Here is a 25,580-nt window from a genome sequence, read left to right as displayed (position 1 = left end):
GGAAGAGGCTCGCCGTCGCGCCGGTGGCTAGCGGCGGCGGCGGGTGTCGGCGCCCGCCCGGCTGGTGATCAGCTTGCCCAGCAGCATCACCAGGATCCGCTGCTCGGTCTCGGTGAGGGCGTCCGTCCAGCCGAATTCGCGCTCGTTGTGCTCGCGGAACACCGCGACCATCTCCTCGTGGCCCGCGTCCGTCAGCGACAGCCGGACCGACCGGCCGTCGCGCTCGTCCGGGACGCGGTCGAGCAGGCCGTCCGCGACCAGCGTCTTCACCAGGTTCGACACCGCCGCCCGGCTCATCCCGGTGAGCCGGGCGGCGGCCGACGGGTCCATCGGCCCGGCCAGCCAGACGACGAACAGCAGTCGGAAGGCCGACCACGAGCGGCCGCGCGGCCGGTGCACCGCGGCCTCCAGGTCGTAGGTGACCAGGTCGGAGGCCCGGTTGAGGGTCAGCAGCACCTCGGTGGCCAGCTGGTGGCGGAAGCCGTACTCCGTCGCGAGCCGGCGGTTCGCCAGCTCGACGAACGACCAGAAGTCCAGCTCCGCCTCCATGCCCGCAGCCTAGCAACTAGTCAAACTCGAAACTAGTTGCGCTCGCGGGGGACCTTGAGGAACGCGAGCATGATCGCCGAGAGCACCAGGCAGCCGATCGGGAAGTACAACCCGACCGTGACGTCGGTGTCGGTCGCCGCGAGCCCGATCGCGTAGGGCCCGAAGAACCCACCCAGCGCCGCGATCGAGTTGATCGCCGCCAGCCCGACCGCCGTGTACTCCTTCGACAGCACCTTGGACGCCATCGCCCAGTACGGCGCCAGGTAGCCGAGCACGCCGATCGCGGCCAGCGACAAGCTGATCAGCGACAGCGCCGGCACGGACTTGAACTGGATGGCGCCGAAGAAGCCCAGCGCCGCGACGAGCACCAGCGCGATCACGTGCCCCTTGCGCTCGCCGGTCCGGTCGGAGTTGCGGGCGAGCAGCAGCATCCCGACCGCGCCCACGACGTACGGGATCGCGCCGAGCAGGCCGATGTTCGTCGAGGAGTACTTCGGGTCGAGCTGCTTGACGATCAGCGGCAGGAAGAACGTCAGCCCGTACAGCCCGCACGCGATGAACAGGTTCGAGAACGCCAGGTGCAGCACCTTGCCGTTGCGGACCGCCTTCAGCTGCCCGAGGAAGGTTTCCTTCTCCTCCGGCACGTACTCCTTGTCGATCTCGGCCTGCAGCCAGCCGCTTTCGGCCTTCGTGAGGAACTTCGCGTCGGCCGGCTTGTCCGGCAGCCACAGGAACGTGACGACGCCGATCAGCACGGCCGGCGCGCCCTGCAGCACGAACACCCACTGCCAGCTGCTCATCCCCAGCCAGTGCGCGTGGTCGAGGATCCAGCCGCCGGTGAGGCTGCCGAGGATCAGCGCGATCGGCTGGGCCAGCGCCAGCGTCGCGATGGCGCGGCCGCGTTCCTTCCCGCGGAACCACAGCGTCAAGTACAGCAGCAGGCCCGGGAACAGCCCCGCTTCCGCGATGCCGAGCACGATCCGCGCGATGAACAGGTGTGTCGTGCTCGCGACGAACCCGGTCACGACCGTGACGATGCCCCAGCTGACCGCGATCCGGCTCAGCCACAGCCGCGCGCCGACCCGTTTCATGATCATGTTGCTGGGGACCTCGAACACGACGTAGGCGAGGAAGAAGATCGCCGACGCGGCCCCGAAGGTCGCGGCGTTGATCGCCAGTTCCTTGCCCATGCCGAGCTGGGCGTAGCCGATGTTGGCCCGGTCCATGTAGTTGAAGATGTAGAGCAGGCCGACGATCGGCATGATCCGCACGGCGACCTTGCGGACGGTGCGTCTCCCGACCGCGACGCTCGCGGGTCCGGTGTGGACGGTCATGGGGTGCTCCTCGGCGTTGAGTGAGTGGCGGCGCGGCCGGCGACCCGGCCCATGGTGATGGCGTTGGCGACGGCGTTCCCGCCGCCGACGTACCGCGGCCCGAGCACACCGGCTCCGGCCTCCCCCGCGGCGAACAGCCCGGGCACGCGCTCCCCGCGCGCGTCGAGGACGGCGGCGGTGCCGTCGATCTCGAGCCCGGCGTGGGTGCAGACGAGCTCGGCGGGCCGCGTGCGCGCGGCGTAGAACGGTGGTTTCCCGAGCGGCTCCGGTGGTTCGGTGCGGCCCTTGGCTTTCAGGGTTTCGTGGCGCAGGAAGTCCGGGTCCTCGCCGGTGGGCAGGTGCGCGTTCCACCGGTCGACGGCCGCCCGCAGCGCGCCGGCGGGCACGCCCAGCTTCCCGGCCAGTCCCTCGACGCTGTCGGCGCGGACGGTCCGGCCCGCCTCGGCTTCGGCGAGGACGTGGCCGGCGTCCCAGTGCGCGTACCCGGCGGGCAGGCTCAGGCGGGCCTGCTCGTCGAAGACCGTCCACACAGGACCGTCCTGGGCGTCGATGATCCCGCCGGACACGGCGTAGGAGGCGTCTTCGTCCATGAACCGGCGGCCGTGGGCGTTGACCATGATCCGCGACACCGGCGGGAAGCCGGACTGCCAGTGGTGCAGCCGCTGGAAGTAGGCGGTGGGCAGCAGCAGGCCCCAGCCGTCACCGGCGACGGCGGCGTCGACCTGCTCGCCGAACGCCAAGTGGTCGCCCCTCGATCCGGGGGCCGCCACGACGAACAGGTCCTCGCCCGCGGCGTCGGCGGCCGGGTAGTACCGGGTGACCAGCGCCGGGTCCCGCGCGAATCCGCCGGTCGTGACGATCACGGCCTTCGCGGGCACCTCGATGCCGTCGGCGACCACGCCGGTGACGCGCCCGCCGTCGACGAGCAGCCGTTCGACCCGTGTGTTCAGCACGGCTTCGACGCCGGCCTGGCGTCTGGCCCGGTCGAGGACCTGGACAAGGCCGTAGCCCTGGTCCTTCGGGACGTGCGCGCGCCAGACGTCCTCGACGCCGGCCCGGGTGAGGCCCGGCGAGTGCGCGTTGTGCGACACCTTCGCCGGGATCTCGGCGCCCAGCCCGATCAGCCATTCCAGCGCCGGGCCTGCCTCTTCGCAGAACGCGCGGACGAGACCGGGCTTGAGCTGCCACTGGTTGAGGTCCATGTAGTGCTGGAAGAACTTCTCCGGCGTGTCCTCGATGCCCAGTCCCTTTTGGACGCTGGTGCCGGCGGCGGTGAACATCCCCGCCGACAGCTGTGTCGACCCGCCGAGTTCCTTCTCGGCCTCGAACAGCAGGACGGACGCGCCGCGCTCGGCGGCGGACACGGCGGCCGCGAGGCCCGCTCCCCCGCCGCCCACGACGACGACGTCGTACTCCTCGGCGCTCATCCGAGGTCACCTCCCGACTCCGCGACGATGCGGTGGTAGAGCCCGTTGGAGACGAGGCCGCCGTCGACGGTGACCTCGCTGCCGGTCATGTAGGTGGACCGGTCGGACAGCAGGAAGAGCACGGCGTCCGTGATCTCTTCCGGGCGGCCCACGCGGCCGGCCGGCACACTGTCCACAGCGGACTGGACGAAGCTGCCGGCCCCGGCGAGCAACGCCGTGCCGACGAGTCCCGGATGGACGGAGTTGACGCGGATACCCCACTTCGCGAAGTTCCCGGCGGCTGATTTGGACAGTCCGGTGAGACCCCACTTGCTGGCCGAGTACGCGGGCGAGAAGTACCCGATCTGCCCGGAGATCGACGAGATGTTGACGATCGACCCACCGCCGGAGTCGCGCATCAGCGGGGCGGCCGCGTGCATCCCGTGGAAGGGTCCGGTCAGGTTGACCGCGAGCACCTGGTCCCACACCTCGGCCGTGGTGTCCATGAACTCCAGCCGCCGCGAGATCCCGGCGTTGTTGACGAGCCCGCCGAGTTTCCCGTGCTGCCGCTTGATTTCGCCGATCACGACAGCCCACTGCGCGGCGTCGGTGACGTCGAGGTGGTGGGCCGAGGCCGAGCCGCCGCCGGCGACGATCTCGCCGGCCACATCGGACGGATCGGCGACGTCGGCAACGCAGACGTGGACGCCCAGGTCACCGAGCGCGCGGGCGTGGGAAGCGCCCATGCCACCCGCGGCGCCGGTGACCAGGACGACGTCCGGGTACTCAGACATGACGAGACCCGCCGTCGACGGCGATGCTGTGGCCGGTCACGTACCGGGCGCTGTCCGAGAGCAGGAACAGCAGCACACCGGCGACCTCCTCGGGCGAGCCGATCCGGTGCAGCGGGACGGCGTCGAGGGCCTTGGCCAGCGCGGGGGCGTCGTCCTGGATCCACCGGGTCATCTCGGTGTCGATGTAGCCGGGCGCGATCGAGTTGACGCGGATACCCTGGTCGCCGAGCTCGACGGCGAGCGACTCGGTGAGGTGTGCGACGGCGGCCTTGGAACTGCAGTACGCGCCCCGGCCCTTGCGCACGCGCACGGCCGACACCGAGGACATGTTGACGATGGCGCCACCCGGACGCATGTGCTTCGCGGCGGCCTGAGCACCGAACAGCACACCCTCGACGTTGACCGACAGCGTCGCGCGGATCTGCTCCGGCGTGATCTCGGGAACCTCGGCGAACGGGAAGATGCCGGCGTTGTTGACCCAGAAGTCGATCCGCCCGAACTCGTCGATCGCGCGCTGCGCGAGGGCGAGGTGGTCCTCGGCTTTCGTGACGTCGAGAGTGGCCGGCACGATCCGGCCGGGCTTGGCTTCCAGGGACTTCTCGCGGCTCAGTTCGGCGGCGGTGGCGGCCATGGCAGCACCGTCGATGTCACCCCCGACGACGTCGACCCCGCGGGTGGCGAGCGCGGCGGCGAAGCGGGCGCCCATCCCCCGGGCGGCGCCGGTGACCACGGCGACCTTGCCGGGGAACTCGGGGTAGAGCGTGGTGACCGGCTGGTGCAGGACCCGCCCGGGACCGGTGGGCTCGTGGGTCGTCATCAGTGTTCTTCTCTCTTTCGTGGATCAGGAATCGCGGCGGACGGTGCGCCGCCGGACGAGCCAGCCATCGCCGGCGCGGACGAGCTCGTCCTCGAGGACGGTCAGCCGCACCAGGTGCGTGGGCGCGACGATCTGCAGGTAGGCATCGGCGCGCAGCGTGTCCGGGGTATCGCCCGGGCGGACGTGGACAGTGCTGATCACATGCCTGAGCGTCTCCCCGGAAGCGTGGAAGCGCTCGGCGAAGGCGGTCAGCTCACCGGTACCGGCGGCGGGCTCGGGGTAGGTCGGCGAGCGGAATTCGCCATCGGGGGTGAAGGTGGCGGCCCAGTCGGCGGCGCGCCCGGAGTCGATGGCGTGGCTCTGCCGGCCGTAGAGCTGGTGCACGGCCACGACGTCCTCGGTCGCCACCATTCGGAACCTCCGTTGTCCCTGTCGCCTAAACGTGCTATATTCGCACGCAGTGTGCGAATATGTGTAGGACAGTAGGTCGCCACTTTCGTGTCGTCAAGGGAGCCGTGTGTGGAATCGACGCTGCCCGCGTCCGGGACATCGAAGACGCTGCACCACGGGCTGCAGGTGCTGGAGCTGCTGGTCCAGCACCCGGGGGGCCTGACATTGACCGAGATAGCGGACGGCATCGGCGTCCACCGCACGGTCGCGCACCGGTTGGTGAGGACGCTGGAGGCGCACTACCTTTGCCGCCGCGACCGGTTCAAGCGCATCTCACTGGGAACGGGCTTGGTCCGCCTGGCCGAGCCGGTGGAGCAGGACTTGCGCACGCTGGCCCGCCCGGTGCTGGAGGAGCTGACGGATTCGGCTCAGGCATCCGCACACCTGGTGGTGCGCGAGAACGCGGACCAGGTCCGCATGCTGATGATCGTGGAGCCGAGGAGGGCGGCAATGCACGTGGCGTTCCGCTCGGGCCAGCTGGACCCGATCGGCCGCGGCTCGGCAGGCTTGGCCTTACTGGCGGCGGGGCCACCGGTGGAGGGCGAGCGCGCAGAGGTGACGCTGGCGCGGGAGCGGGGATACGCGGTGTCGAAGGGCGAGATAGCACCGGGCATCACGGGCATTTCAGCGGTGGTGAAAACGGGACGCGACCAGCCGGAGACGAGCATCGGCCTATCGCTGTTCGAGGCACCGGACCCGGACGAGCTGGGGAGATTGGTGGTAGCGGCCGCACAGAGGCTGAGCGCCCAGCTCGGCTGACGTCCGAAACCGCCGGCCGCCCCGAAAACCCAGCCCCCGCAAGAAGAGCCCAGACCCCGCCAGCGGCCGGGCGACCCGAAAACCCGGCCCCCTGGGAGCCCACACCCCCCGCAACCCCGATCCGAAGCCAGAACACGGCCGGCGGTGCCGGGTCAAGGCACGCTTTCCCGCCTTGACGCGGTGCCGCCGGCCGTAGTCACAATCGGGCGCCGGGGTTGCGAAGAACAAAACGGACACCGCTTCACCCCACCAAAGGCGGCCGAGACCCACGGGACCGCCAAGGCCACCGGCGAGGCCGGGGCCGCCGACAAGGCCGGGCGCTACCAAGACCACGGGAGGCGAAGCAGACCGAAAGAAGCCGCCGGTCTCAGCCGCGCACCTGCCCCCGCGCCAAGGTCTCCGAAAGCGCATGGGCTTCCCGCAACAACAGCGCCCCCAGCTGCGGAATCCGATCACCGCCGAACCGATGCTCGACCCCGGTCAACGTCAACGCCCACCGCGGCGCCCCGGCCTGATCGAACACCGCGGCAGCCAACCCCCAGCTGCCCTCGACCACCAACCCGGGATTGACCGAATACCCCTGCTGACGAGTCAAAGCGATGTGCCGCCGAATCTCCCCCACCTCGTGCTGAGGCCCGTGATCGGCAGCCAGATCGACCCGAGCCAAGTACTCGTCGATCTCCCGATCAGGCAAATGCGCCAGCACGACCATCCCAGCCGAGACGACCCCCAGCGGAAACCGCGCCCCTTCGAAGAGAACATGGCTCCGAATCGGAAAAGCCCCGTCCTCCCGAATCAGACAGATCGTCTCCTCCCCCCGTCGAGCCGAAAAGAACGCACTCTCCCCGGTAGCCAGCGCCAACCGCCGCACGACCGGCAAAGCGGCCTCCGTGACGTCGTACCGCCGCGCCGCGGCCACCCCGAGGAAGTACAGCTCCGGCCCCAGAACCCACCGGTCGGCGTCGCGCTCCACCAACCCGACTCCCTGCAACGACATCAGCAGCCGGTGCACCGTCGGCCGGGGCAACCCCGCCTCCCGAGCCACAGCGGTCGTAGTGGCCCCACCAGGCTCATGAGCCGCAACGGCCCGCAGCGCCAGGTGAGCCCGCCCGACGAGATCCACAGGTGCGTCCACTCAACGGACACTACCCGCGTCCACTCAACGGACACTACCCCACCGAAACCGACCACCAGATGAACAATCGCCAGGTGGCACGCGTTCACTGGTTGACCACGAACGAACTCTCATCGTCTGATGACCCCATGGACAAAGTGTTCGCTACCGCCGGGGAGGCCGTCGCCGACATCCCCGACGGCGCCACCCTTTCCGTCGGCGGGTTCGGGATGTGCGGCGTCCCCGCCGTCCTCGTCGGCGCCCTCTTCGAAGCCGGGACCACGGACCTCGAAGTCGTGTCGAACAACGCCGGCGTCGACGGCTGGGGCCTCGGGATCCTCCTGGGCGCGGGCCGCCTCCGCCGCGTGGTCGCCTCCTACGTCGGGGAGAACAAGGAGTTCGCGCGCCAGTACCTGTCCGGTGAGCTGGAGGTCGAGCTGACGCCGCAGGGCACGCTCGCCGAGCGGCTGCGCGCCGGCGGCTCCGGCATCCCCGCGTTCTTCACCGCCACCGGTGTCGGCACCCAGGTCGCCGACGGCAGCCTGCCGTGGCGGTACGCCGCCGACGGCACTGTGGCCAAGTCCAGCCCGGCGAAGCAGACGCAGACGTTCGACGACCGGGAGTACGTCCTCGAGCGCGCGATCGTCGCCGACTTCGGGCTGGTCCGCGCCTGGCGCGGCGACCGCCACGGCAACCTCGTCTTCAAGGACGCGGCCCGCAACTTCAACCCTCTCGCCGCGATGGCCGGCCGGGTCACTGTCGCCGAGGTCGAAGAGCTGGTCGAACCCGGCGAGCTGAACCCGAACGACGTCCACCTGCCCGGCGCGTTCGTCCACCGCGTGGTCGCGCTGACGCCCGAGCAGGCCGCGGACAAGCCGATCGAAAAGCGCACCGTGCGCATCGCCGAGGAGGGTGCCTGAGATGGCCTGGACCCGCAACCGGATGGCCGCCCGCGCCGCCGCGGAGCTGCGCGACGGCGACTACGTCAACCTCGGGATCGGCCTGCCGACCCTGGTGCCCAACTACGTTCCCGACGACGTCGAGCTGGTCCTGCAGTCGGAGAACGGCATCCTCGGCGTCGGCCCCTACCCGGCCGAGGACGAGATCGACGCCGACCTGATCAACGCGGGCAAGGAGACGGTCACCGTCCGGAAGGGCGCGTCGTTCTTCGACTCGGCCTTGTCGTTCGGGATGATCCGCGGCGGCAAGATCGACGCGGCCGTCCTCGGCGCCATGCAGGTCTCCGCGTCCGGCGATCTCGCGAACTGGATGATCCCCGGCAAGATGGTCAAGGGCATGGGCGGCGCGATGGACCTGGTCCACGGCGCGAAGAAGGTCATCGTCCTGATGGAGCACGTCGCCCGCGACGGCTCGCCCAAGATCCTCGACGAGTGCACGCTGCCCTACACCGGCCGCGGCGTCGTCCAGCGGATCATCACCGACCTGTGCGTCCTGGACGTCACCCCGGACGGGCTCGAGCTGGTCGAACTCGCCCCCGACGTCGAGTTCGACGAGGTCCAGGCGAAGACCGGGGCCAAACTCAATCACTGATTGAATCACTGCTTGAACGTCGGCGTCCGCAGTGGTGTACTCGGCGGATGGCGGAAACGATCGACTCGACGCGGGACCGGCTGCTGACCACCGCGGAACGGCTGCTGCTGGACTCCGGCTACGACAGCGTGTCCGTCCGGGCGATCTGCACGGCGGCCGGGCTCAACCCGGCCGCCGTCCACTACCACTTCGGCTCGAAGGACGCGCTGGTCGCGGCCATGCTGGAGGACCGGCTCGCGCCCGTCTGGCGGGACGTGCTCGACGACGTCGAGCGCCGCCGGCAGGAAGGCTGGGTGCCCGCGGCGGCGGACCTGGCCGACGCCGTCCTGGCGCCGCTGGCCGGGCTGGCCGCCGACCCGGTGGGCCACCTCCGGCTGCACCTGCTCGCCCGGGTTCTCCTTTCCGGGCAGCGGATGCACTGGCGGTCGCCGTGGTTCAGCCTGGACCCGTGGGTGGGGCTGCTGCGCGCGGCCCGGCCGGATCTGACGGCGGAGCAGGCGGCCGGCCGGTGGACCCTCGCGTTCCAGCTGCTGCTGCAGGTGTTCGGCACGCCGGCCGCGCCGGCACCCCGACCGCCAGGGCTCCCGCTCGCCGCGGTGCGGTCGTTCGTCGTCGCCGGGCTGGACGCGCCGTGAGCGCGCCGGACGTCTTCGCGCCGGCTCGCCTGGGGCCGGTCGAGCTGCGCAACCGCGTCATCAAGGCGGCCACCTTCGAGGGCCGGACGCCGGACGCGCTCGTCACCGACGAACTGATCGAGTACCACCTCCGGCCGGTCCGCGGCGGCGTCGGGATGACCACGCTGGCCTACTGCGCGGTGTCACCGGAAGGCCGCACGGACCGCCACCAGATCTGGATGCGGCCCGAGGCGGTCCCGGGACTGCGCCGCTTCACCGACGCGATCCACGCCGAAGGGGCGGCGGCGTGCGCGCAGATCGGGCACGCCGGACCAGTCGCGAACGCGGCGTCGAACCGGCTGCCCGCGCTGTCGCCGACCCGCCGGTTCAGCCCGCTTGGCCTGCGCCCGACGCGCGCGCCCACCCCCGCGGACCTGGACCGCATCATCCGCGCGCATGCGGACGCGGCCCGCACGGCGCTGGAGTCCGGGTTCGACGCCGTCGAGATCCACTTCGGACACAACTATCTCGTGAGCGCGTTCCTCAGCCCGCGCCTCAACCACCGCACCGACGCCTACGGCGGCAGCCTCGCCAACCGCGCGCGCCTCGCGCTGGCGATCGCCCGCGCGGTGCGCGACACGGTCGGCGGTCGCCTCGCGATCACCGCCAAGCTGAACATGGACGACGGTGTCCCCGGCGGGTTCTGGCTGGACGAAAGCATCGAGGTGGCCCGGTGGCTGGAGGCGGACGGCACGGTCGACGCCCTGGAACTGACCGCGGGCAGTTCGCTGCTCAACCCGATGTACCTGTTCACGGGCGACGCCCCGGTCCGGGACTTCGCGGCGGCGTTCCCCCAGCCCGCCCGGCTGGGCCTGCGGCTCGGCGGCCGGTTCTTCCTGCGCGAATACCCGTACCGCGAGGCGTACCTGCTCGACCGGGCCCGCCAGTTCCGCGCCGCGCTCGACCTGCCGCTGATCCTGCTCGGCGGGATCACCACGGTGGAGACGATGAACCTGGCGATGGCGGAGGGCTTCGCGTTCGTCGCGCTGGCCCGGGCGTTGCTGCGCGAACCCGACCTGGTGCACCGCATGCGGGCGGACGCGGGGGTCCGCGGCCTGTGCGTCCACTGCAACCACTGCATGCCGACGATCTACCGCGGGACGCGGTGCGTGCTCACCGAGAGCGTATCGCCCACCGGAACGAGCTAAGCGAGCTGACACCCCGAAGTGCTACGATAAGACGGAAATCGTTCCTGTCAGCGAAACAGTTTTGAGGACCACGAGCTTGGCCGTCAACAGTACCGCCGGGCGCAAGCCCGCCACGCCGTCGGACAACGCCGGCACCGAAGCCGCCGCGCGGGTGGCCGATGTGCTGCTGCTCTTCACCGGTGGTCCCCGCTACCTGGGCGTCAGCACGATCAGCCGCGAGCTCGACCTGTCCAAGGCCGTCGTCTACCGGATCCTGCAGTCGCTCGTCTCGCGCGAAATGCTGGCGACGGACTCCGGCGTCGCCGGCTACCGGCTCGGGCCCGCGGCCGTGGCCCTCGGGGCCAGCGCTTTGCGACGGTTCGACGCCCGCGTCGCCGCCACCCCCGTCCTGCGCCGGCTGCGCGACGAAACCGGGGAGACTACGACCCTGTCCGGCCTGGTCGGCGACGAACGCGTGTACCTCGACCAGTTCGAGAGCCCGCGCGAGATCAAGATGACCGTCGAACTCGGGCGGCGATTCCCGCTGCACGCCGGGTCGTCCGGCAAGGTCATTCTCGCGTCGCTGCCCGAAGACCGCAGGGAAGCCGTGCTGCACCGGGAACTCCCCGCGCTGACCGAGCACACGATCACCACCGCCGAACGGCTGCGCGAGGCCCTCGCCGAGGTGGCCCGCGACGGTGTCGCCGTGTCGCTCGGGGAACGGCAGCCCGGCGCAGGGTCCGTCGCTGCTCCCCTCTTCGGGCCGGACGGGGAAGTCCACGGCTCGATCAGCATCTGCGGTCCGCAGTACCGCTTCACCCCCGACGCCGTCGGCCGCTACCGCGATCTCGTGCGCGAAGCGGCGGCCGAGATCCGGCAGAGCTGGGCCTGGCTGCAGGAGCCGGGCGGTCGGTAGAACGTAGTGAATGACTCATTCCTGTCGCCTGACGACAGGAATGAGTCATTCACTACAGCGGTGCGGGGTCAGCGGCCGCGCTTGAGGTACTTGCCCACCGGGTCGCCGGTGATCTTGCCGTCGGCGAACACGTGGTGGCCGCGCACGAACGTGTCGGTCACCTTGGCCGTCATGTCGAAGCCCTCGAACGGCGTGTACTCCTGCGTCGACTCGGACTCCGCCGCGCGCACCGTCCACCGGACGTCCGGGTCGACCAGCGCGAAGTCGGCGTCGAAGCCCTCGGCGATCGTGCCCTTCTTCAGCAGCCCGTAGCGGCGGGCCGGGTTCTGCGACGTCAGCTGCGCGATCCGCTGCAGCGAAAGACCGCGCTTCACGCCTTCGCCGACCAGCCCGGGCAGCAGGTACTCGGCGCCGCCGAAGCCGGACTTCGCCAGGAAGACGTCGTCGCGGTCCGCACCGAACTTCAGCTCGTCGCGGCAGCACGCGTGGTCGCTGACCACCCAGTCGACGTCGCCGGCGAGCACGTGCCGCCACAGCGCCTCGACGTCTTCGCGCTCGCGCAGCGGCGGGTTGACCTTGCCGCCGACGCCCGACGCGGTGTCCACGTCGGCCAGCAGGTGCCCGATCGTCACCTCGCGCCGGAAGTCGATGTGCGGGAACGCCTTCGCCATCGTCAGCGCGGCCGACAAGGCCTTCTCCGACGACAGGTGCAGCAGGTTGATGTTGGGCAGCCCGGTCTCGTGCGCCAGGTAGGACGCGATGGTGACGGCCAGGCCTTCGGAGTGCGGCGGCCGCGACGCGCTGTAGGCCCGCAGCCCCGACAGCGAGCCGTCCTGCTCGACCAGTTTCGTGTACGCGGTCATGATCTCCGCCGTTTCGCAGTGCAGCGAAAGCGAAAGGTGTGGCGCGTACTCCGTCAGCACCTCGCGCGCGTGCTGCACCCCGCGCATGACGAACTCGAAGTGCGCGATGTCGTAGCGCTCGTCCGGCGGGATCATCAGGAAGTCGCTCTGGCTGGTCGACCGCCCGTGCAGCCCGTGGCTGCCGTAGAACATGAAGATCTTGAACGACGTGACGCCGAATTCCTCGACCAGGTAAGGGATTTCGGAGATGTGCTGCGAGCTCATCGGCGCGAGGTGGAAGGCGTAGTCGACGTAGGCGTTGCCTTCCGACGCGCTCAGCACCTCGGGGAAGAAGTCGCGGTAGCTGCCGCCCTTGTTGAGGTAGTACTGGCCGGTGCGCATGTACGTCAGAGACGTCGTGACGCCGCCCTGCGCGCTCGCGCGGCTCTCGGTGCGGGTGTCGGTGGCCAGCTCGTTGTAGATACCCCAGTGCTGGTGCGCGTCGACCACGCCGGGGAAGGCGAGCAGGCCGCGGCCGTCGACGACCTGCGCGACGTCGTCCGTGGGCAGGTCCGGCGCCACACGCGTGATCGTGCCGTCGTTCACGGCGATGTCCAGCAGTTCGGGCTCGGACCCGTCGGCGTCGTCGGGGCGGACGACCCGGACGTTCTTCACGAGCAGTTCCGTGGTGGCCATTTCTCTCCTCAGCTTGCGGTGTTCGAAGTCAGGCGCCGGGCGACGTCGGCGGCGGCCAGGTAGGCCAACCCGAAGGCGGGCAGGAGCCCGTTGCCGGGCAGGTAGCCGGCGGCGCCGTGGCCGGAGATGCTCGCCGCGGCGCCACCCGCGGCGTACAGCCCGGGGATCGGGCGGTCGCCGTGGTCGACGACGGCGGCGTGCTCGTCGACCAGCAGCCCGCCCTGGGTGTGGAAGAGCGCGGGCACGACGCGGACCGCGGCGAGCCGGCCCGAAAGCGGGCGCTCCCAGTGGGTGCGACCGTGCTCGTCTTCACGTTCGCCGCGGGCGATCGCGGCCGCCGCGGCGATTTCCGACTCCAGAGCGTCCGGTGGCAGGCCGGTCGCCGAAGCGAGCCCAAGAGCGTCGTCGGCCCAGACGAGCGCACCCGCCGACACGACGTCCCGGAAGTCCTGGAAAGGCTGGCACTGCTCGAAAATCTTCTCGTCGAGCACGATCCAGCCCGCCGAACCGGGGCGCGCGGCCAGCTCGGCGGCGTACTCCGAGTAGCCGCGGGTCTCGCTGCCGAAGCGGCGGCCCGCGAGGTCGACGAGGAACCCGCCGTGGATGATCGTCGCCCAGCCGACCAGGGTGCCGGCGGCCGCGGAAACCGCGCCATGGCCCTGGTACGCGTCGAGGAACCCGGTCGCGGCACCCAGCTTCTCGCCGATGCGCAGCGCGTCCCCGAGTGACTGGTCACTCCCCTGGTACAGCGCTCCCGAGATCTCCGGCAGGTGCTGCGCGACGAGGTCGGCGTCGGCGCCGAACCCGTTGGTGGCCAGCAGGACCGCCCGCGTCGGAATCTCCTCCTCGGTGCCGTCCGGGTACCGGACCACGACTCCACGCACACAGTCCACATCGGACAGAACGTCGATGAGCCGGGCGGGGGCGAGCAGCTCGATGTTCTCGTGCTCGGTCACGCGCCGGGCGAGGTGGTCGACGACGCCGGAGCCGTGCCGGCCCGGGATCGTGTGGCACCGGGGCACGGAGTGGCCGGGGTAGTTGAAGTCCGTCACCAGCGACAGCGGCAGCCCGGCGGAGTCGGCGAGCCACTCGACGAGCGGCGCGCTGACCTCGGCGAGGGTACGGGCCAGCCGCGCGTCGGCCTGCCCGTGCGTCTTGGCCATGATGTCCGCGACGAACTTCTCGGGCGAGTCGTCGACGCCCTCCTCGGACTGCCACCGGGAACCCGCGCCGGGGAACATCGCCGTGGACATCGAGGTGTTGTTGCCGCGCCGGAAGTGCTCGCTCGCCTCGACGACGAGCACGGAAAGCCCCAGCTCGGCGGCCCGCAAGGCACCGGCGAGGCCGCCGCCCGCGCCGGCGACGACGAGATCGGGTCCGTCGGTCACCGCTCCTCCACAGCCAGCAGCCGCATCGCCAGCTCCGTCGGGTCGACGATCCGCGCGGGCAGGTCGGCGGGCTCGACGTCGACGGCCGAGCAGCCGTTGATCACCGCCGTGGCGCCCAGCGCGGCGAGTTCGCGCACGGCCGTGCCGAGCGCCGCGTTCCACGTCTCGGTCTCGGCGATCGCGGAGAACGGCAGGTCCAGTACGCGGACGCCGACGAAGTACTCGGTCAGCCGGTAGGCGGCGATGCGCTTGGCGAATTCCTCCGCGATGGCCTCGTTCCGCACGACCGCGCCGAACCGGACGCCCTTCGCGGCGAGGTAGGTCGCCGACAGCTTGAGCAGGCCGTGCACCGGCACCGGCGGCCCGGCGACGGCGTCGGGGACCGCCGGGTCGAGCACGCAGTCCGGGAAGGCCAGGTCCCAGCCCTCGCCGGCGGCCGCGAGCGCCGCGGCGACCTCGCGTTCGGACGCGCGCACGGCCTCGCCGGTGTCCAAAGTGGCCGGCGCGGCCGGGCCGACGTCCCGCAGCTCGATCGTCAGACCGGGCGGGGCGAGCCGGTCGTAGCGCTCCTGCCGCCGCCGGATCTCCTCGGGCGGCAGGTGGATGGGCGTCACCGCGAGGGCACGCATCAGTTCGGCTCCTTCTCTTCGGTTCCGGCCAGCTCGCGCAGCGCGGCGCCGACGCGGGGCCGGCCGGGCAGGTCGTGGCCGAGCGCGGCGGCGCGGCCGACGACGGGCCCGGGCAGCCACGTCCCGAGCATGCCGACCAGATCGGACTCGGTCAGCGGACGGTGGTCGGCGTCACCGACCGGGTTGGGGACTTCGCAGGTCAGCGACGTACCGTCGGCGAAAGCGACGGTCACGCGGGCAGCCCGCTCGTCCGGAAGACGTGCGGTGAGGTCGGCGGCCTCGACGACCCGCACCCGGCTCGCCAGCGCCCGCACGCTCGCGTCGCCGAGCGGGCTTTCCGGCCCGACCTCGCCGGTCAGCGCGGCGGTCGCCACCACGAACGGCGTCGAGAACATCGCCGAGAGCCGGTTCGACCAGTCCGCATCGGACAGACCGGCGCCGAGGACGTGGGTCTCCACCAGGATGCGCATGATGCCGTCGGCCTGGAATGCCGGCCGCGTGCGCAGCTCCAGCACCGCGTCGGCGGCCGGGTGCGTGAACGAGCAGGACGCGTGCCGCTTGAAGTACCCGCGAGTGATGTCCCAGCGGGTGCCCAGGTCCGCGGTCAGCTCCGCCGCGTCCAGCGAACCGAGCAGTGTGCCGAGGGAGAGCGCGGCGGTGCCGGTCGTCCGGGCCATCCCGGCGGCCGCCATCCGCGCGGCGGCCAGCCCGGACGTCGCCGACGCGCCCAGCCAGGCGTTGCGCACCGGGTTGCCCTGGGTCGCCGAGTCGAAGTGCCCGGCGACCGCCAGCCCGGCCGCGGTGTCGATGGCGGCCGCGACCGCGCCGGGCGGGAGCCCGAGCAGCCGTGCGCAGCCGGCCGCCGCACCGGGGACGCCCCAGCTGCCGTGCGGGTGCGCGCCCGCGCGCAGGGTGGTCGCGCGGCCGAACCGCGCGGCCACCTCGTAGGCGGCCAGCAGCGCCGCCGCCGTGTCCGCGCCGGTGCTGTCCAGCTCGGCCGCCAGCGCCAGCACCGCCGGGAAGCCGTGCGCGGCCGGGTGACCCTTGGCGTACTTGTGCCCCTCGTCCAGCTCCAGCGAGACGAGCGCGACGCCGTTGAGCCAGGCCGCCGCGTCGGTCGTCACCAAGCGCCCGCCGCCGATGAGCGGCGCCGGACCGGCCGGCGCGCGCCAGGCATCGACCAAGGAGCGCTGCTCCGGCAGCGAGGCACCCAATGCGGTGACGCCGACAACGTCGAGCAGGACGAGGCCCAGCCGGTCGAGCACCGCGGCCGGCACGCTCGCGACGTCCAGTTCGGACACCCAAGCTCCCAGCGACGCGGTCGCCGATGCGGTTTGTTCGCGTTTCACAGTCCCAAGTACGCCTTCCTGACGCGCTGGTCGCCGGCGAGCTCGGCGCCGGTGCCCTGCAGGACGGTCGACCCGCTTTCCAGCACGTACGCCCGGTCGGCGATGGCCAGCGCCTGCTTCGCGTTCTGCTCGACCAGCAGCACCGCCACGCCGTTGTCCCGGATGCGCTGCACCGCTTCCAGGACCGTCCAGGTCAGTTTCGGGGACAACCCGGTCGACGGCTCGTCGAGCATCAGCAGGCGCGGCCCGGCCATCAGCGCGCGGCCGATCGCGAGCATCTGCTGCTGCCCGCCGCTGAACGTCTGGGCGAGCTGCGTCCGGCGCTCGGCGAGCACCGGGAACAGCGCGTAGACCTCGTCCAGCGACGAAGCGGCCTGGGCGGGCGTGCGGGTCCACGCACCCATCCGCAGGTTCTCCTCGACGGTGAGGGTGCCGAACAGCGCCCGGTCCTCGGGCACGTGCACCAGGCCGTCGCGCACGAGCTGGTCGGGACGGCGGCCCGCGGTGGACGCGCCGTCGAGCGTGACGCGGCCCGACAGCGGCTTGAGCTGCCCGCAGATGCTGCGCAACGTCGTGGTTTTGCCCGCGCCGTTCGCGCCGACCAGGGCGACGATCTCGCCCGCATCGAGGTGCAGGTCGACGTCGTGCAGGATCCGCATCCGCCCGTACCCGGCGCACACCTTCTCAAGCGTCAGCATGGGTCGGCTCCTCACCGAGGTAGGCGTCGATGACCCGCGGGTCGCTGGTCACCTCGGCGGGTGAGCCGACGGCCAGCACGCGGCCCTGGTCGAGCACGACGACGCGGTCGGCCAGCCGCATCACGGCGGCCATGATGTGCTCGATGAACACCAGCGTCACGCCTTCCTGCTCGCGCAGGGTGGCGAGCAGGTCGAGCACCGGCTCGCGCTCGGCCGGGACGAGCCCGGCCAGCACCTCGTCGAGCAGCAGCACCTTCGGCCGGGTCGCCAGCGCCCGGGCCAGCTCGAGCCGTTTGAGCCCGGCGGTCGGCAGGTCGGTCGCGTTGCGGTGCGCCCACGGCCCGAGGCCGACGCGCTCCACGACGTCGAGCGAATGCTCCCGCAGCTTCTTCGCGCTCAGCCGGTGGTGCTGGGCGGCGAGGCTGACGTTCTGCGCGACCGTCATGCTCGCGAACGGCCGCATCAGCTGGAACGTGCGGACCATCCCGGCCCGCGCGATCCGGTCGGGGGCGCGGCCGGTGACGTCGTCGCCCGCCAGCCGCACCCGGCCGGTGTCCGGGGTCAGCGCCCCGGAGATCACGTTGAACAGCGTGGTCTTGCCCGCGCCGTTCGGCCCGATGACACCGAGGATCTCGCCCTCGGCCACGGTCAAGTCCACATCGGACAGGGCGTGCACGCCGCGGAACGCCTTGCCGACGCCGGTCACCTCCACGATGGTCATCGACGCCACCTCGCAGCGAGAGTTCCGACGATCCCCTTGGGCAGCAACCGGACGATCAGGATCACCAGGACCGCGTACAGGACGACGTCCAAGCCGCTGCGGCCCTGCAGGAAGCCCAGGAACTCCGGTGGGGTGCGCAGCAGGGTCGCGGTGACGTCGGTGAGCGAGCCGATGATGATCGCCCCGACCACCGGACCCCAGACCGTGCCGATGCCGCCGATGACCACGGGCACGATGGCCTGGATCGAGATGGCCGAGCCGAACCCGAGGTCGGGGTTCACGAACAGGTAGTACTGGGTGTAGAACGCGCCGGCCACCGCGGTGATCGCCGCGGACAGCGCCACGGTCAGCAGCTTGTGCCGCAGCACCGGGGCGCCGAGTGACGCGGCCGCCAGCTCGTCGTCGCGGATCGCCGTGACGTACCGGCCGGCGCGGGAGTGCAGGAACAGGATGCTGACCGCGACCGCCGCCCCGGCCAGGACCAGGGCCACCCAGAAGTACGCGGGCGAGTCGGCCGGGAACTGGATCAGCCACAGCGACGAGTCCTGGATCAGCGGCACGCTGAAGCCGACCGCCTTGTTCGCGAACGCGCTGCTGGTGACGATCAGCCGCAACATCTCCGCGAAAGCGAACGTCGCCAGCGCGAAGTAGGCACCTTGGAGCTTGTAGCGGAAGGAGAAGTAGCCGATGACCACGGCGACCGCGGCGGCCACCGCCATCCCGGCCAGCATCCCGATCCACGGCGACACGTTGTGCTTCACCAGCAGGTACGCGCTGGTGTAGGCGCCGAGGCCGAAGTAGGCGGCGTGGCCGAAGCTGAACATCCCGCCGAAGCCGCTCATGATGTTCCAGCCGACGGCCATCAGCAGGAAGATCAGGATCCGGACGGCAACCGCGCCCTGGGCGGCGGGCAGGATCAGCGGCAGCGGGATCGCGACCAGCACGAGGATCGCCAGGATGGCGAGCTGCTTGTTCTGCGGCCGCAGCGGCGGCGCTTTGACGGCCTCCGCGGAACCGGCGGGAGCTTCGATCGTGATACTCACGCGCGCCTCCCGAACAGGCCCTGCGGACGCAGGAACAGCACCAGCAGGAACACCACGAACACGCCGAGCAGGGAGCTCTGACCGCCGAGGTAGATGGTGGTGAGCTGCTCGACCAGCCCGATCAGCAGGCCGCCGACGAGCGCGCCGGCGACGTTGCCCATCCCGCCGAGCACCACGACCACGAACGCCGTGATGTTGAACTGCTCGCCCAGCGTCGGGGTCACCGTGACCAGCGGGCCGGCGAGCACCGCCGCGGCCCCCGCGCACGCCGTGCCGATGGCGAAGGTCAGTGTGTGCATCCGGCGGACGTTGATGCCGACCAGCGCCGCCCCGGGCGCGTTCGCGGCGACCGCGCGGATCGCCGTGCCCAGCCGGGTGCGCCGCAGCAGCCAGTACAGCAGGCCGCCGAGGACGATCGCGCCGAGGAACGCGTACAGCCGCGAACCCGCGACGACCGCGCCCAGCAGCGGGAACTGGAAGTCGCCGGGCAGGTCGATCGTCTTCGGCTCGGCGCCGAAGAACATCAGCAGGCCGTTCTCCAGCAGCAGCGACAGGCCGAGCGTGATCAGCAGCTGGTTCTCCAGCGACCCGCCGCCCGCCCCGGACAGCAGCCCGCGGTGGACCGCCGCGCCGAGCAGGAACAGCGCCGGCACCGCGACGATCAGCGTCAGGTACGGGTGGAGCCCGGTCGCCTGGATCATCCCGAAGGACAGGAACATCGCCACGGTGAGGAACGCGCCGTGGGCGAAGTTGACGATGTCGAGCACGCCGAAGATCAGCGTCAGGCCCATCGCGATCAGGCCGTAGAGCCCGCCGGTCAGGATGCCGGTGACCACCGACTGCCAGACCACCAGGCCGCTGCCGGACTGCAGCAGCGCGACGACGATCGCGACGACGAGCACGACGGCCACGACGCCGGCGCGGCCGAGGAAACCCTTGTCCGCCTTGCTCTTTTTCTCCGGTGGTGCGGTGTCGGGGACGACGGGCGCCCCGGTGTCGAGTTCGGTCATGGTCGCCACGCCACCCTGTAGTCGGGCCGGGATTCGGCTTTTTCGGGGGGATACACCTGCTGGACCCGCCCGTCCCGGACCTGCATCAGCACCGGGAAGGCGTTGCGGTTGTCGCCGTTCGGGGCGAACTGGATCGGCCCGCGGCCGACGGTCAACGGAGACACCTGCGAAGCGGCGATCGCGTCCCGCACCTTCTGCGGGTCGGTACTCGCGGCCTGCTCGACGCCGTGCGCGATCACCTGGACCGCGTCGTAGGACAGGACCGCGCCGGTGCGCATCGGGTCGCCGTAGCGCTTCTGGTACTTCTCGCGCAGCGCGACGGTTTCGGGGTTCGTCGCGTCGTAGTGGTAGTTGGTGCTGAAGTAGAGGTTGCCGAGCGCGGCCGCGTCGGCGACGAACTTCGGCTGGTCGTAGGCGCCGTTCGAGACACCCCAGACCGCGTTGAGGTCGGGCTTCACCGAGGCGATCGCCTTGGCCGCCAGCAGACTGTCGCGGTAGTAGCCGGCGACCGCCAGCACGTCCGCGCCCGAGGCCTTGACCTGGGTGATCTGGGCGGTCAGGTCGCTGACGGTGGTGGCGTCGTAGCTGATGTTCGGGCCGACCTCGACGCCGAGCTGCTTGGCCGCGGCGGTGAAGGCGTCGGCCGCGCCGCTGCCGAAGTCGCTCTGCTCGTGCAGGAACGCCACCTTGCGCACGGGCTTGCCCGCCTGGTCCGAAACCGCCTTCAGGTACTGGGCGGCGGCCGTCGCGATCGCCTTGCTGCCCGGCTGCACCCGGAACGAGTACTTGTAGCCGTGGGAAAAGATCGCGTCGGACGCGGTCACGTCCATCACGAACGGGACCCGGTTGCGTTCGGCGACGACGGCGACGTTGGTGCTCACGGCGCTCTGGTAGGTGCCGACCAGGCTCACCGCGCCGGCCGAGATCAGCCGCTGGGCCTCGCTCTGCCCGATGTCGGCCTTGCCCTGCGTGTCCCCCGTGACCAGCTCGACCTTGCGGCCGCCGAGCGACTTGATGCCGCCGGCCGCGTTGATCGCGTCGACCGCCAGCTGCGCCCCCCGGCGCATCTGCAGGCCGTCGACCGCGTTCGACCCGCTGACCGGGTGCAGGGCCCCGATCTTGACCGGGCCCTCGTCCCGCCCCGCGGCGGCGCCCCCGGCTCCCATCGGAGCCGATCCCCCGCACCCGGTCACGAGCAGGGCCAGCGCCCCGAGTCCCGCGACGAGCATTCGTGCGGACATGTCACCTCTTCCCACTGGAAGGACTGTTGTTCCGCTAAGCGAAACGCCAGGTTTGTTGCCGGTCATCGTGACACCCGCCCCGACTTCCGGTCAACATCTGCGCATAACTTGACGGACACGTGCGATCAGTGCGAACTTGGGAAACACCGAGAGACGTCGCTACGAAACCAGACGTTCACAAGCGTTCCCCCCGGCGAAACGGTAGTCACATCCGGACCGCCGGACGAGAAAGGCAGGTAAGCCCCATGACGGGCGCTTTGTCCGGGATCCGGGTGCTCGACACCGCCACCCTGTTCGCCGGCCCGCTGGCCGCCACGCTGCTGGGCGACTTCGGCGCCGAGGTGATCAAGATCGAGCACCCGAACGGCGACCCCGTCCGCAGCCACGGCGCGCAGCGCGACGGCGTCGGCCTCTGGTGGAAGATGCTCGGCCGCGGCAAGAAGGCGATCACGCTCTACCTCGGCTCCCCCGAGGGCCAGGAGATCTTCAAGAAGCTGGTGGCCGACGCCGACGTCGTCGTCGAGAACTTCCGGCCCGGCACCCTCGAACGCTGGGGTCTCGGCTACGACGAGCTCAGCAAGATCAACCCCGGCCTGGTGCTCACCCGCGTCACCGGGTTCGGGCAGATCGGCCCGTACGCCAAGCGGCCCGGCTTCGGCACGCTCGCCGAGGCGATGAGCGGGTTCGCCGCGATCACCGGCGAGCCGGACGGCCCGCCGACGCTGCCGCCGTTCGGGCTCGCCGACGGGATCGCCGCGCTGACCACCGCCTACGCCGTGCTGACCGCGCTGCGGGCCCGGGACCAGACCGGCCGCGGGCAGGTCGTCGACCTCGCCATCATCGAGCCGATCCTGACCCTGCTCGGGCCGCAGATCATCGCCTACGACCAGCTCGGCACGCTGCAGCCGCGCACCGGGAACCGGTCCACGAACAACGCGCCGCGCAACACCTACCGCACCCGCGACGGCAGCTGGGTCGCCATCTCCACCAGCGCGCAGTCCATCGCCGAGCGCGTGATGCGGCTGGTCGGGCGCCCGGAGCTGATCGACGAGCCGTGGTTCGCCAGCGGCGCCGAACGCGCGCAGCACGCCGACCTCCTCGACGACGCCGTGGGCTCGTGGATCGCCGACCGCGACCGCGACGACGTCGTCAAGGCGTTCGAGGAGGCCCAGGCCGCCGTCGCGCCGATCTACACCGCCGCCGACGTCATGACCGACCCGCAGTTCGCGGCGCTGGGCAGCATCACGACGGTCGACGACGAGGAGCTCGGGCCGGTCAAGATGCAGAACGTGCTGTTCCGGCTGTCGGAAACCCCCGGCGGGATCACGTCCGCCGGGGCGCCGCTCGGCGCGCACACCGCCGAAGTCCTCGGCGGTCTCGGCCTCGGCGAGCCGGAACTCGCTGCGCTGCGCGAGAAAGGCGTGATCAAGTGATTCCGCGCAGCTGGCTCTACGTCCCCGGCGACCGGCCGGACCGGATCACGAAGGCGCTGAACGGCCCGGCGGACGCGGTGATCATCGACCTCGAGGACGCCGTCGCCGCGGCCGCGAAGAACGAGGCGCGGCGGACTGCGGTGTCCGCTTTGGACGGTGGCGCGACCGCGTACGTCCGGATCAACGCGCCGGGCACCCCCGCCGGGGAAGCCGATATCAAGGCATTGCGCGGCGCCGCGGGCGTTCGCGTGCCGAAGTGCGAGGACCCGGGCGAGGTGCGCCGGGTCGCCGACGCCCTCGGCGTGCCGGTGTACCCGGTGCTGGAATCCGCGCTGGGCGTGGAAAACGCCCTGGACATCGCCACCGCGCACCCGCTCGTCGCCGGGATCTCGCTCGGCGAGGCCGACCTCGCCGCGGACCTGCGCGTGACCGGCGGCGACGCGCTGACCTGGCCACGCTCGCGGGTCGTCGTCGCGGCGCGGGCGGCCGGGCTGCCGAGCCCGGTGCAGAGCGTCTGGACCGCCGTGCGCGACCTCGACGGCCTGCGCACCAGCACCGAAGCCGGGCGGGCGGCCGGGTTCTTCGGCCGGTCGGTGATCCACCCCGCCCAGATCCCCGTGGTGCACGAGGTCTGCGCACCCGACCCGGCCGAGACCGCCTGGGCGAGCGACCTGCTCGACCACCTGGAAACCACCGGGTCGGCGGCCTGGATCGACCACCACGGACAGTTCGTCGACGCCGCGATCGTGGCGCGCGCCCGCTGGGTGCTCGCCCTCGCGGGAGAAAGGGAAGGCCAGCACTCATGACACGTCCCCAGGATCCGCTGCTGTCGGCGGTCGCCGGCGGGGTCCGGCTGATCGAGCTCGGGCAGCCGTTCTTCACCGGCATGCCCTGCTCGCCGAACCACCCCGGGTTCCGGATGACCCTGATCCGCCGCCACGGCGACATGCGGCGTCCGGACGGCGGGTCGGCGGCCAACGAGATCATCGTGACCGGCGGGCACGTCGGCACCCACATCGACGCGCTGTCGCACGTCAGCCACGACGGCAAGCTGCACGGCGACGTCGACGCCGCCGAGGCCCAGCAGGGCGGCGTGTTCCGGACGCACGGCGCGGAGAACCTGCCCGGCCTGCTGCGGCGGGCGGTCCTCCTGGACGTGGCCGCCGTCCACGGCGTCCCCACGCTGGAGCCGGGCTACGGCGTCACGGCCGAAGATCTGGACGCGGCGGCGAAGCGGGCGGGCACCGAGCCCGGCGCCGGGGACGTCGCGCTGATCCGGACGGGCTGGGCGCGGAACTTCGACGACGCTGTTTCCTATATGGGCAAGGAGACCGGCGTTCCCGGCGCGACGACGTCGGCCGCGGAATGGCTGGCGGCGCGGGGTGTCGTCGCGACCGGCGCGGACACCACGGCTTACGAGCAGATCCCGGCCGGCGCCGGGCACGCCGTGCTGCCGGTGCACCGGATCCTGCTGGTGGAGTCCGGCATCTTCATCATGGAGCACCTGAACCTGGAAGCGGTGGCCGAGGAAGGCGTCCACGAGTTCGTGTTCGTGCTGGCGCCGCTGCGGATCGTCGGCGGCACCGGCTCCCCCGTGCGTCCGCTCGCGGCGGTGAGCGCGTGACCGCCACGATCGTGCAGCAGCTGGCCGCGTTCGCCGCGTCGGTGCGGGCCAAAGGGCTACCGCCGGAGCTGCGGGACGACGCCGCCCGGCGCGTCCTGGACGTGCTCGGCAACAGCCTCGCCGCCACGGGCGAGCGGCCCGCCGCGGCCGTCGGCGCCCTGGTCCGGGAGTGGGGCGGCACCGGCCGCGCGACGGCCATCGGCACCGGCGACCGCCTGCCGGAACCGAGCGCGGCCCTGCTCAACGGCACCCTCGCGCACTCGCTCGACTTCGACGACACGCACCTGCCCTCGGTGCTGCACCCGTCGGCGTCCGTGGTACCGGCCGCGCTGGCGGTGGCGGAGTCGCGCGGAGCCACCGGGGCCCAGCTCTTGGACGCGATCGGCGTCGGCGTGGAGATCACCGTCCGGCTCGGCATGGCGGGCTACGACGAAGAACTCGGCAACTCCGTGTTCTTCGAGCGCGGCCTGCACGCGACGGCGATCTGCGGCGCGCTCGGTGCCGCGGCGGCCGCCGCGATGCTGTCCGATGTGGACGAAGCGGGGATCGCCGACGCGCTGGGCATCGCGGCCAGCATGGGGTCCGGCCTGCTGGAGGCCAACCGCACCGGCGGCACGGTCAAGCGCGTCCACTGTGGCTGGGCGGCCCACGCGGCGGTGACGGCGGCGGGCATGGCGCGTCACGGCATCACCGGCCCGCCCACGGTGCTGGAGGGGCGGTTCGGCCTGCTGCAGGCGTTCTGCGGCGACCGGTCCGATGTGGACGCGATCGTCGACGGCCTCGGCGAGCGCTGGGAGCTGCCCGCGATCTTCTTCAAGCCGTACCCGTGCAACCACTTCACCCACGCGGGCATCGACGCGGCCCGGCGGCTGGGTTCGCGAGGTGTCGACCCGGCGGAGATCGAGCACCTGGAACTCGGTGCGCCGACGGCGGTGCTGCGGACGATCGGCGAACCGCGGGAGTCGAAGATCCGGCCGCAGTCCGGCTACCACGCGGCGTTCTCCGGCCCGTACACGGTGGCCGCCGGGCTCCTGGGCGGCGGCGGCCTCGGCGTCTTCCACGACGACTTCACCGACTCGGCGGCGGCGGACCCGGCGCGGCTCGCGTTGGCGGCGAAGGTGCGCTGCGTCCCGGACGCCCGCTGCGACGAGATCTTCCCCCACCAGTTCCCGGCGGTCCTGCGGGTGCGGCTGCGGGACGGCCGCGAGCTGGAGGAGCGCGTCGACGCCAACCGGGGCGGACCAGAGAACCCGCTGTCGGCCGACGAGCTGGCGACGAAGTTCCGCCTCAACGCGGCGCGGGTGCTGCCGGCGGACGTCAGCACGCGGATCACGGAGCTGACCTACGGGCTCGCGGAACTGGGCGACCTGACGGAGCTGACCGAGCTCCTGCGCGTGACGGGAGCCACAAACTGA

General features: G+C 71.5%; 26 protein-coding genes. 10 read left to right on the top strand and 16 right to left on the bottom strand.

All coding sequences use genetic code 11. From position 1 onward, the window contains the following. Positions 1–27: 27 nt before the first annotated feature. The 6 genes from ABFJ78_RS09465 to ABFJ78_RS09440 are packed head-to-tail and all read right to left on the bottom strand — an operon-like array spanning position 28 to position 5,311. Positions 28–549 (bottom strand): MarR family winged helix-turn-helix transcriptional regulator, encoded by a 522-nt coding sequence (locus ABFJ78_RS09465; RefSeq protein ID WP_436385502.1) that lies wholly within the window; start codon positions 547–549, stop codon positions 28–30. A gap of 32 nt (positions 550–581) precedes the next feature. After that, the gene (locus tag ABFJ78_RS09460) at positions 582–1,883 is read right to left on the bottom strand and encodes an MFS transporter (protein ID WP_436385501.1); all 1,302 of its coding nucleotides are present in this window, start codon (positions 1,881–1,883) and stop codon (positions 582–584) included. Next, positions 1,880–3,310: an FAD-dependent oxidoreductase gene (locus ABFJ78_RS09455; RefSeq protein WP_436385500.1), complete on the bottom strand. Its 1,431-nt coding sequence runs from the start codon at positions 3,308–3,310 to the stop codon at positions 1,880–1,882. The genes ABFJ78_RS09460 and ABFJ78_RS09455 overlap by 4 nt, the downstream gene beginning before the upstream one ends. After that, entirely contained in the window at positions 3,307–4,083 is a 777-nt protein-coding gene (locus ABFJ78_RS09450; protein ID WP_436385499.1) for an SDR family NAD(P)-dependent oxidoreductase, read from the bottom strand. The genes ABFJ78_RS09455 and ABFJ78_RS09450 overlap by 4 nt, the downstream gene beginning before the upstream one ends. Next, on the bottom strand, positions 4,076–4,900 hold the full coding sequence (locus ABFJ78_RS09445; RefSeq protein ID WP_436385498.1) for an SDR family NAD(P)-dependent oxidoreductase: 825 nt from the start codon (positions 4,898–4,900) through the stop codon (positions 4,076–4,078). The genes ABFJ78_RS09450 and ABFJ78_RS09445 overlap by 8 nt, the downstream gene beginning before the upstream one ends. A 24-nt stretch (positions 4,901–4,924) precedes the next feature. Then, positions 4,925–5,311, bottom strand: a complete 387-nt coding sequence (locus ABFJ78_RS09440) for a nuclear transport factor 2 family protein (RefSeq protein WP_436385497.1) — start codon at positions 5,309–5,311, stop codon at positions 4,925–4,927. Positions 5,312–5,419: 108 nt separating this feature from the next. On the opposite strand from ABFJ78_RS09440, the gene ABFJ78_RS09435 reads away from it, so the two are divergent. Beyond that, a complete protein-coding gene (locus ABFJ78_RS09435; protein ID WP_436385496.1) occupies positions 5,420–6,109 on the top strand; it encodes an IclR family transcriptional regulator in 690 nt (229 codons plus the stop codon). 367 nt (positions 6,110–6,476) lie between these two features. Here the strand turns inward: ABFJ78_RS09435 and ABFJ78_RS09430 are convergent, their stop codons facing one another. Next, positions 6,477–7,232, bottom strand: coding sequence for an IclR family transcriptional regulator (locus ABFJ78_RS09430; RefSeq protein WP_436386741.1), 756 nt, complete (start codon positions 7,230–7,232; stop codon positions 6,477–6,479). Positions 7,233–7,372: 140 nt separating this feature from the next. Here ABFJ78_RS09430 and ABFJ78_RS09425 point away from each other — a divergent pair, with 140 nt between their 5' ends. From ABFJ78_RS09425 to ABFJ78_RS09405, 5 genes are all read left to right on the top strand, one after another. Next, positions 7,373–8,143 carry a CoA transferase subunit A gene (locus tag ABFJ78_RS09425; protein WP_436385495.1) on the top strand — a complete coding sequence of 257 codons (771 nt, stop codon included), beginning with the start codon at positions 7,373–7,375 and terminating at the stop codon, positions 8,141–8,143. A 1-nt stretch (position 8,144) separates the two neighbouring features. After that, positions 8,145–8,774: a 3-oxoacid CoA-transferase subunit B gene (locus ABFJ78_RS09420; RefSeq protein WP_436385494.1), complete on the top strand. Its 630-nt coding sequence runs from the start codon at positions 8,145–8,147 to the stop codon at positions 8,772–8,774. 47 nt (positions 8,775–8,821) lie between these two features. Continuing rightward, positions 8,822–9,409, top strand: a complete 588-nt coding sequence (locus ABFJ78_RS09415) for a TetR/AcrR family transcriptional regulator (RefSeq protein ID WP_436385493.1) — start codon at positions 8,822–8,824, stop codon at positions 9,407–9,409. Beyond that, positions 9,406–10,596 (top strand): NADH:flavin oxidoreductase, encoded by a 1,191-nt coding sequence (locus ABFJ78_RS09410; protein WP_436385492.1) that lies wholly within the window; start codon positions 9,406–9,408, stop codon positions 10,594–10,596. Before ABFJ78_RS09415 ends, ABFJ78_RS09410 begins: the two co-directional genes overlap by 4 nt. A gap of 76 nt (positions 10,597–10,672) precedes the next feature. Beyond that, the gene (locus tag ABFJ78_RS09405; RefSeq protein ID WP_436385491.1) at positions 10,673–11,491 is read left to right on the top strand and encodes an IclR family transcriptional regulator; all 819 of its coding nucleotides are present in this window, start codon (positions 10,673–10,675) and stop codon (positions 11,489–11,491) included. A 68-nt stretch (positions 11,492–11,559) separates the two neighbouring features. Here ABFJ78_RS09405 and ABFJ78_RS09400 read toward each other — a convergent pair whose 3' ends face one another. From ABFJ78_RS09400 to ABFJ78_RS09360, 9 genes are read right to left on the bottom strand one after another with little or no spacing between them, the layout of a single operon-like run. Beyond that, positions 11,560–13,029, bottom strand: coding sequence for a dihydroorotase (locus ABFJ78_RS09400; protein ID WP_436385490.1), 1,470 nt, complete (start codon positions 13,027–13,029; stop codon positions 11,560–11,562). A gap of 8 nt (positions 13,030–13,037) precedes the next feature. Next, positions 13,038–14,417 carry an FAD-dependent oxidoreductase gene (locus tag ABFJ78_RS09395; RefSeq protein WP_436385489.1) on the bottom strand — a complete coding sequence of 460 codons (1,380 nt, stop codon included), beginning with the start codon at positions 14,415–14,417 and terminating at the stop codon, positions 13,038–13,040. After that, positions 14,414–15,046: an aspartate/glutamate racemase family protein gene (locus ABFJ78_RS09390; protein WP_436385488.1), complete on the bottom strand. Its 633-nt coding sequence runs from the start codon at positions 15,044–15,046 to the stop codon at positions 14,414–14,416. Before ABFJ78_RS09390 ends, ABFJ78_RS09395 begins: the two co-directional genes overlap by 4 nt. Next, positions 15,046–16,395 (bottom strand): MmgE/PrpD family protein, encoded by a 1,350-nt coding sequence (locus ABFJ78_RS09385; RefSeq protein ID WP_436385487.1) that lies wholly within the window; start codon positions 16,393–16,395, stop codon positions 15,046–15,048. Before ABFJ78_RS09385 ends, ABFJ78_RS09390 begins: the two co-directional genes overlap by 1 nt. Beyond that, a complete protein-coding gene (locus ABFJ78_RS09380) occupies positions 16,392–17,093 on the bottom strand; it encodes an ABC transporter ATP-binding protein (protein WP_436385486.1) in 702 nt (233 codons plus the stop codon). The genes ABFJ78_RS09385 and ABFJ78_RS09380 overlap by 4 nt, the downstream gene beginning before the upstream one ends. Next, entirely contained in the window at positions 17,080–17,814 is a 735-nt protein-coding gene (locus ABFJ78_RS09375) for an ABC transporter ATP-binding protein (protein ID WP_436385485.1), read from the bottom strand. Before ABFJ78_RS09375 ends, ABFJ78_RS09380 begins: the two co-directional genes overlap by 14 nt. Next, the gene (locus ABFJ78_RS09370) at positions 17,811–18,857 is read right to left on the bottom strand and encodes a branched-chain amino acid ABC transporter permease (RefSeq protein WP_436385484.1); all 1,047 of its coding nucleotides are present in this window, start codon (positions 18,855–18,857) and stop codon (positions 17,811–17,813) included. Before ABFJ78_RS09370 ends, ABFJ78_RS09375 begins: the two co-directional genes overlap by 4 nt. Then, positions 18,854–19,867, bottom strand: coding sequence for a branched-chain amino acid ABC transporter permease (locus ABFJ78_RS09365; protein WP_436385483.1), 1,014 nt, complete (start codon positions 19,865–19,867; stop codon positions 18,854–18,856). The genes ABFJ78_RS09370 and ABFJ78_RS09365 overlap by 4 nt, the downstream gene beginning before the upstream one ends. Beyond that, entirely contained in the window at positions 19,864–21,108 is a 1,245-nt protein-coding gene (locus ABFJ78_RS09360) for an ABC transporter substrate-binding protein (RefSeq protein ID WP_436385482.1), read from the bottom strand. Before ABFJ78_RS09360 ends, ABFJ78_RS09365 begins: the two co-directional genes overlap by 4 nt. Before the next feature lie 245 nt (positions 21,109–21,353). Between ABFJ78_RS09360 and ABFJ78_RS09355 the strand changes: the two genes are divergently transcribed. From ABFJ78_RS09355 to ABFJ78_RS09340, 4 genes are read left to right on the top strand one after another with little or no spacing between them, the layout of a single operon-like run. Then, complete coding sequence (locus tag ABFJ78_RS09355; protein ID WP_436385481.1) at positions 21,354–22,541, top strand: CaiB/BaiF CoA transferase family protein; 1,188 nt, start codon at positions 21,354–21,356, stop codon at positions 22,539–22,541. Then, entirely contained in the window at positions 22,538–23,347 is an 810-nt protein-coding gene (locus tag ABFJ78_RS09350) for an HpcH/HpaI aldolase/citrate lyase family protein (protein ID WP_436385480.1), read from the top strand. The genes ABFJ78_RS09355 and ABFJ78_RS09350 overlap by 4 nt, the downstream gene beginning before the upstream one ends. Then, positions 23,344–24,165, top strand: a complete 822-nt coding sequence (locus ABFJ78_RS09345; protein ID WP_436385479.1) for a cyclase family protein — start codon at positions 23,344–23,346, stop codon at positions 24,163–24,165. Before ABFJ78_RS09350 ends, ABFJ78_RS09345 begins: the two co-directional genes overlap by 4 nt. An 11-nt stretch (positions 24,166–24,176) precedes the next feature. Then, a complete protein-coding gene (locus ABFJ78_RS09340) occupies positions 24,177–25,580 on the top strand; it encodes an MmgE/PrpD family protein (protein ID WP_436386740.1) in 1,404 nt (467 codons plus the stop codon).

It is taken from the genome of Amycolatopsis sp. MEPSY49 (assembly GCF_051337345.1).
In the GTDB taxonomy this organism is placed as follows: domain Bacteria; phylum Actinomycetota; class Actinomycetes; order Mycobacteriales; family Pseudonocardiaceae; genus Amycolatopsis.
Note: the sequence above shows the minus strand (reverse complement) of the source record. Positions and strands in the feature narration are given on the sequence as shown.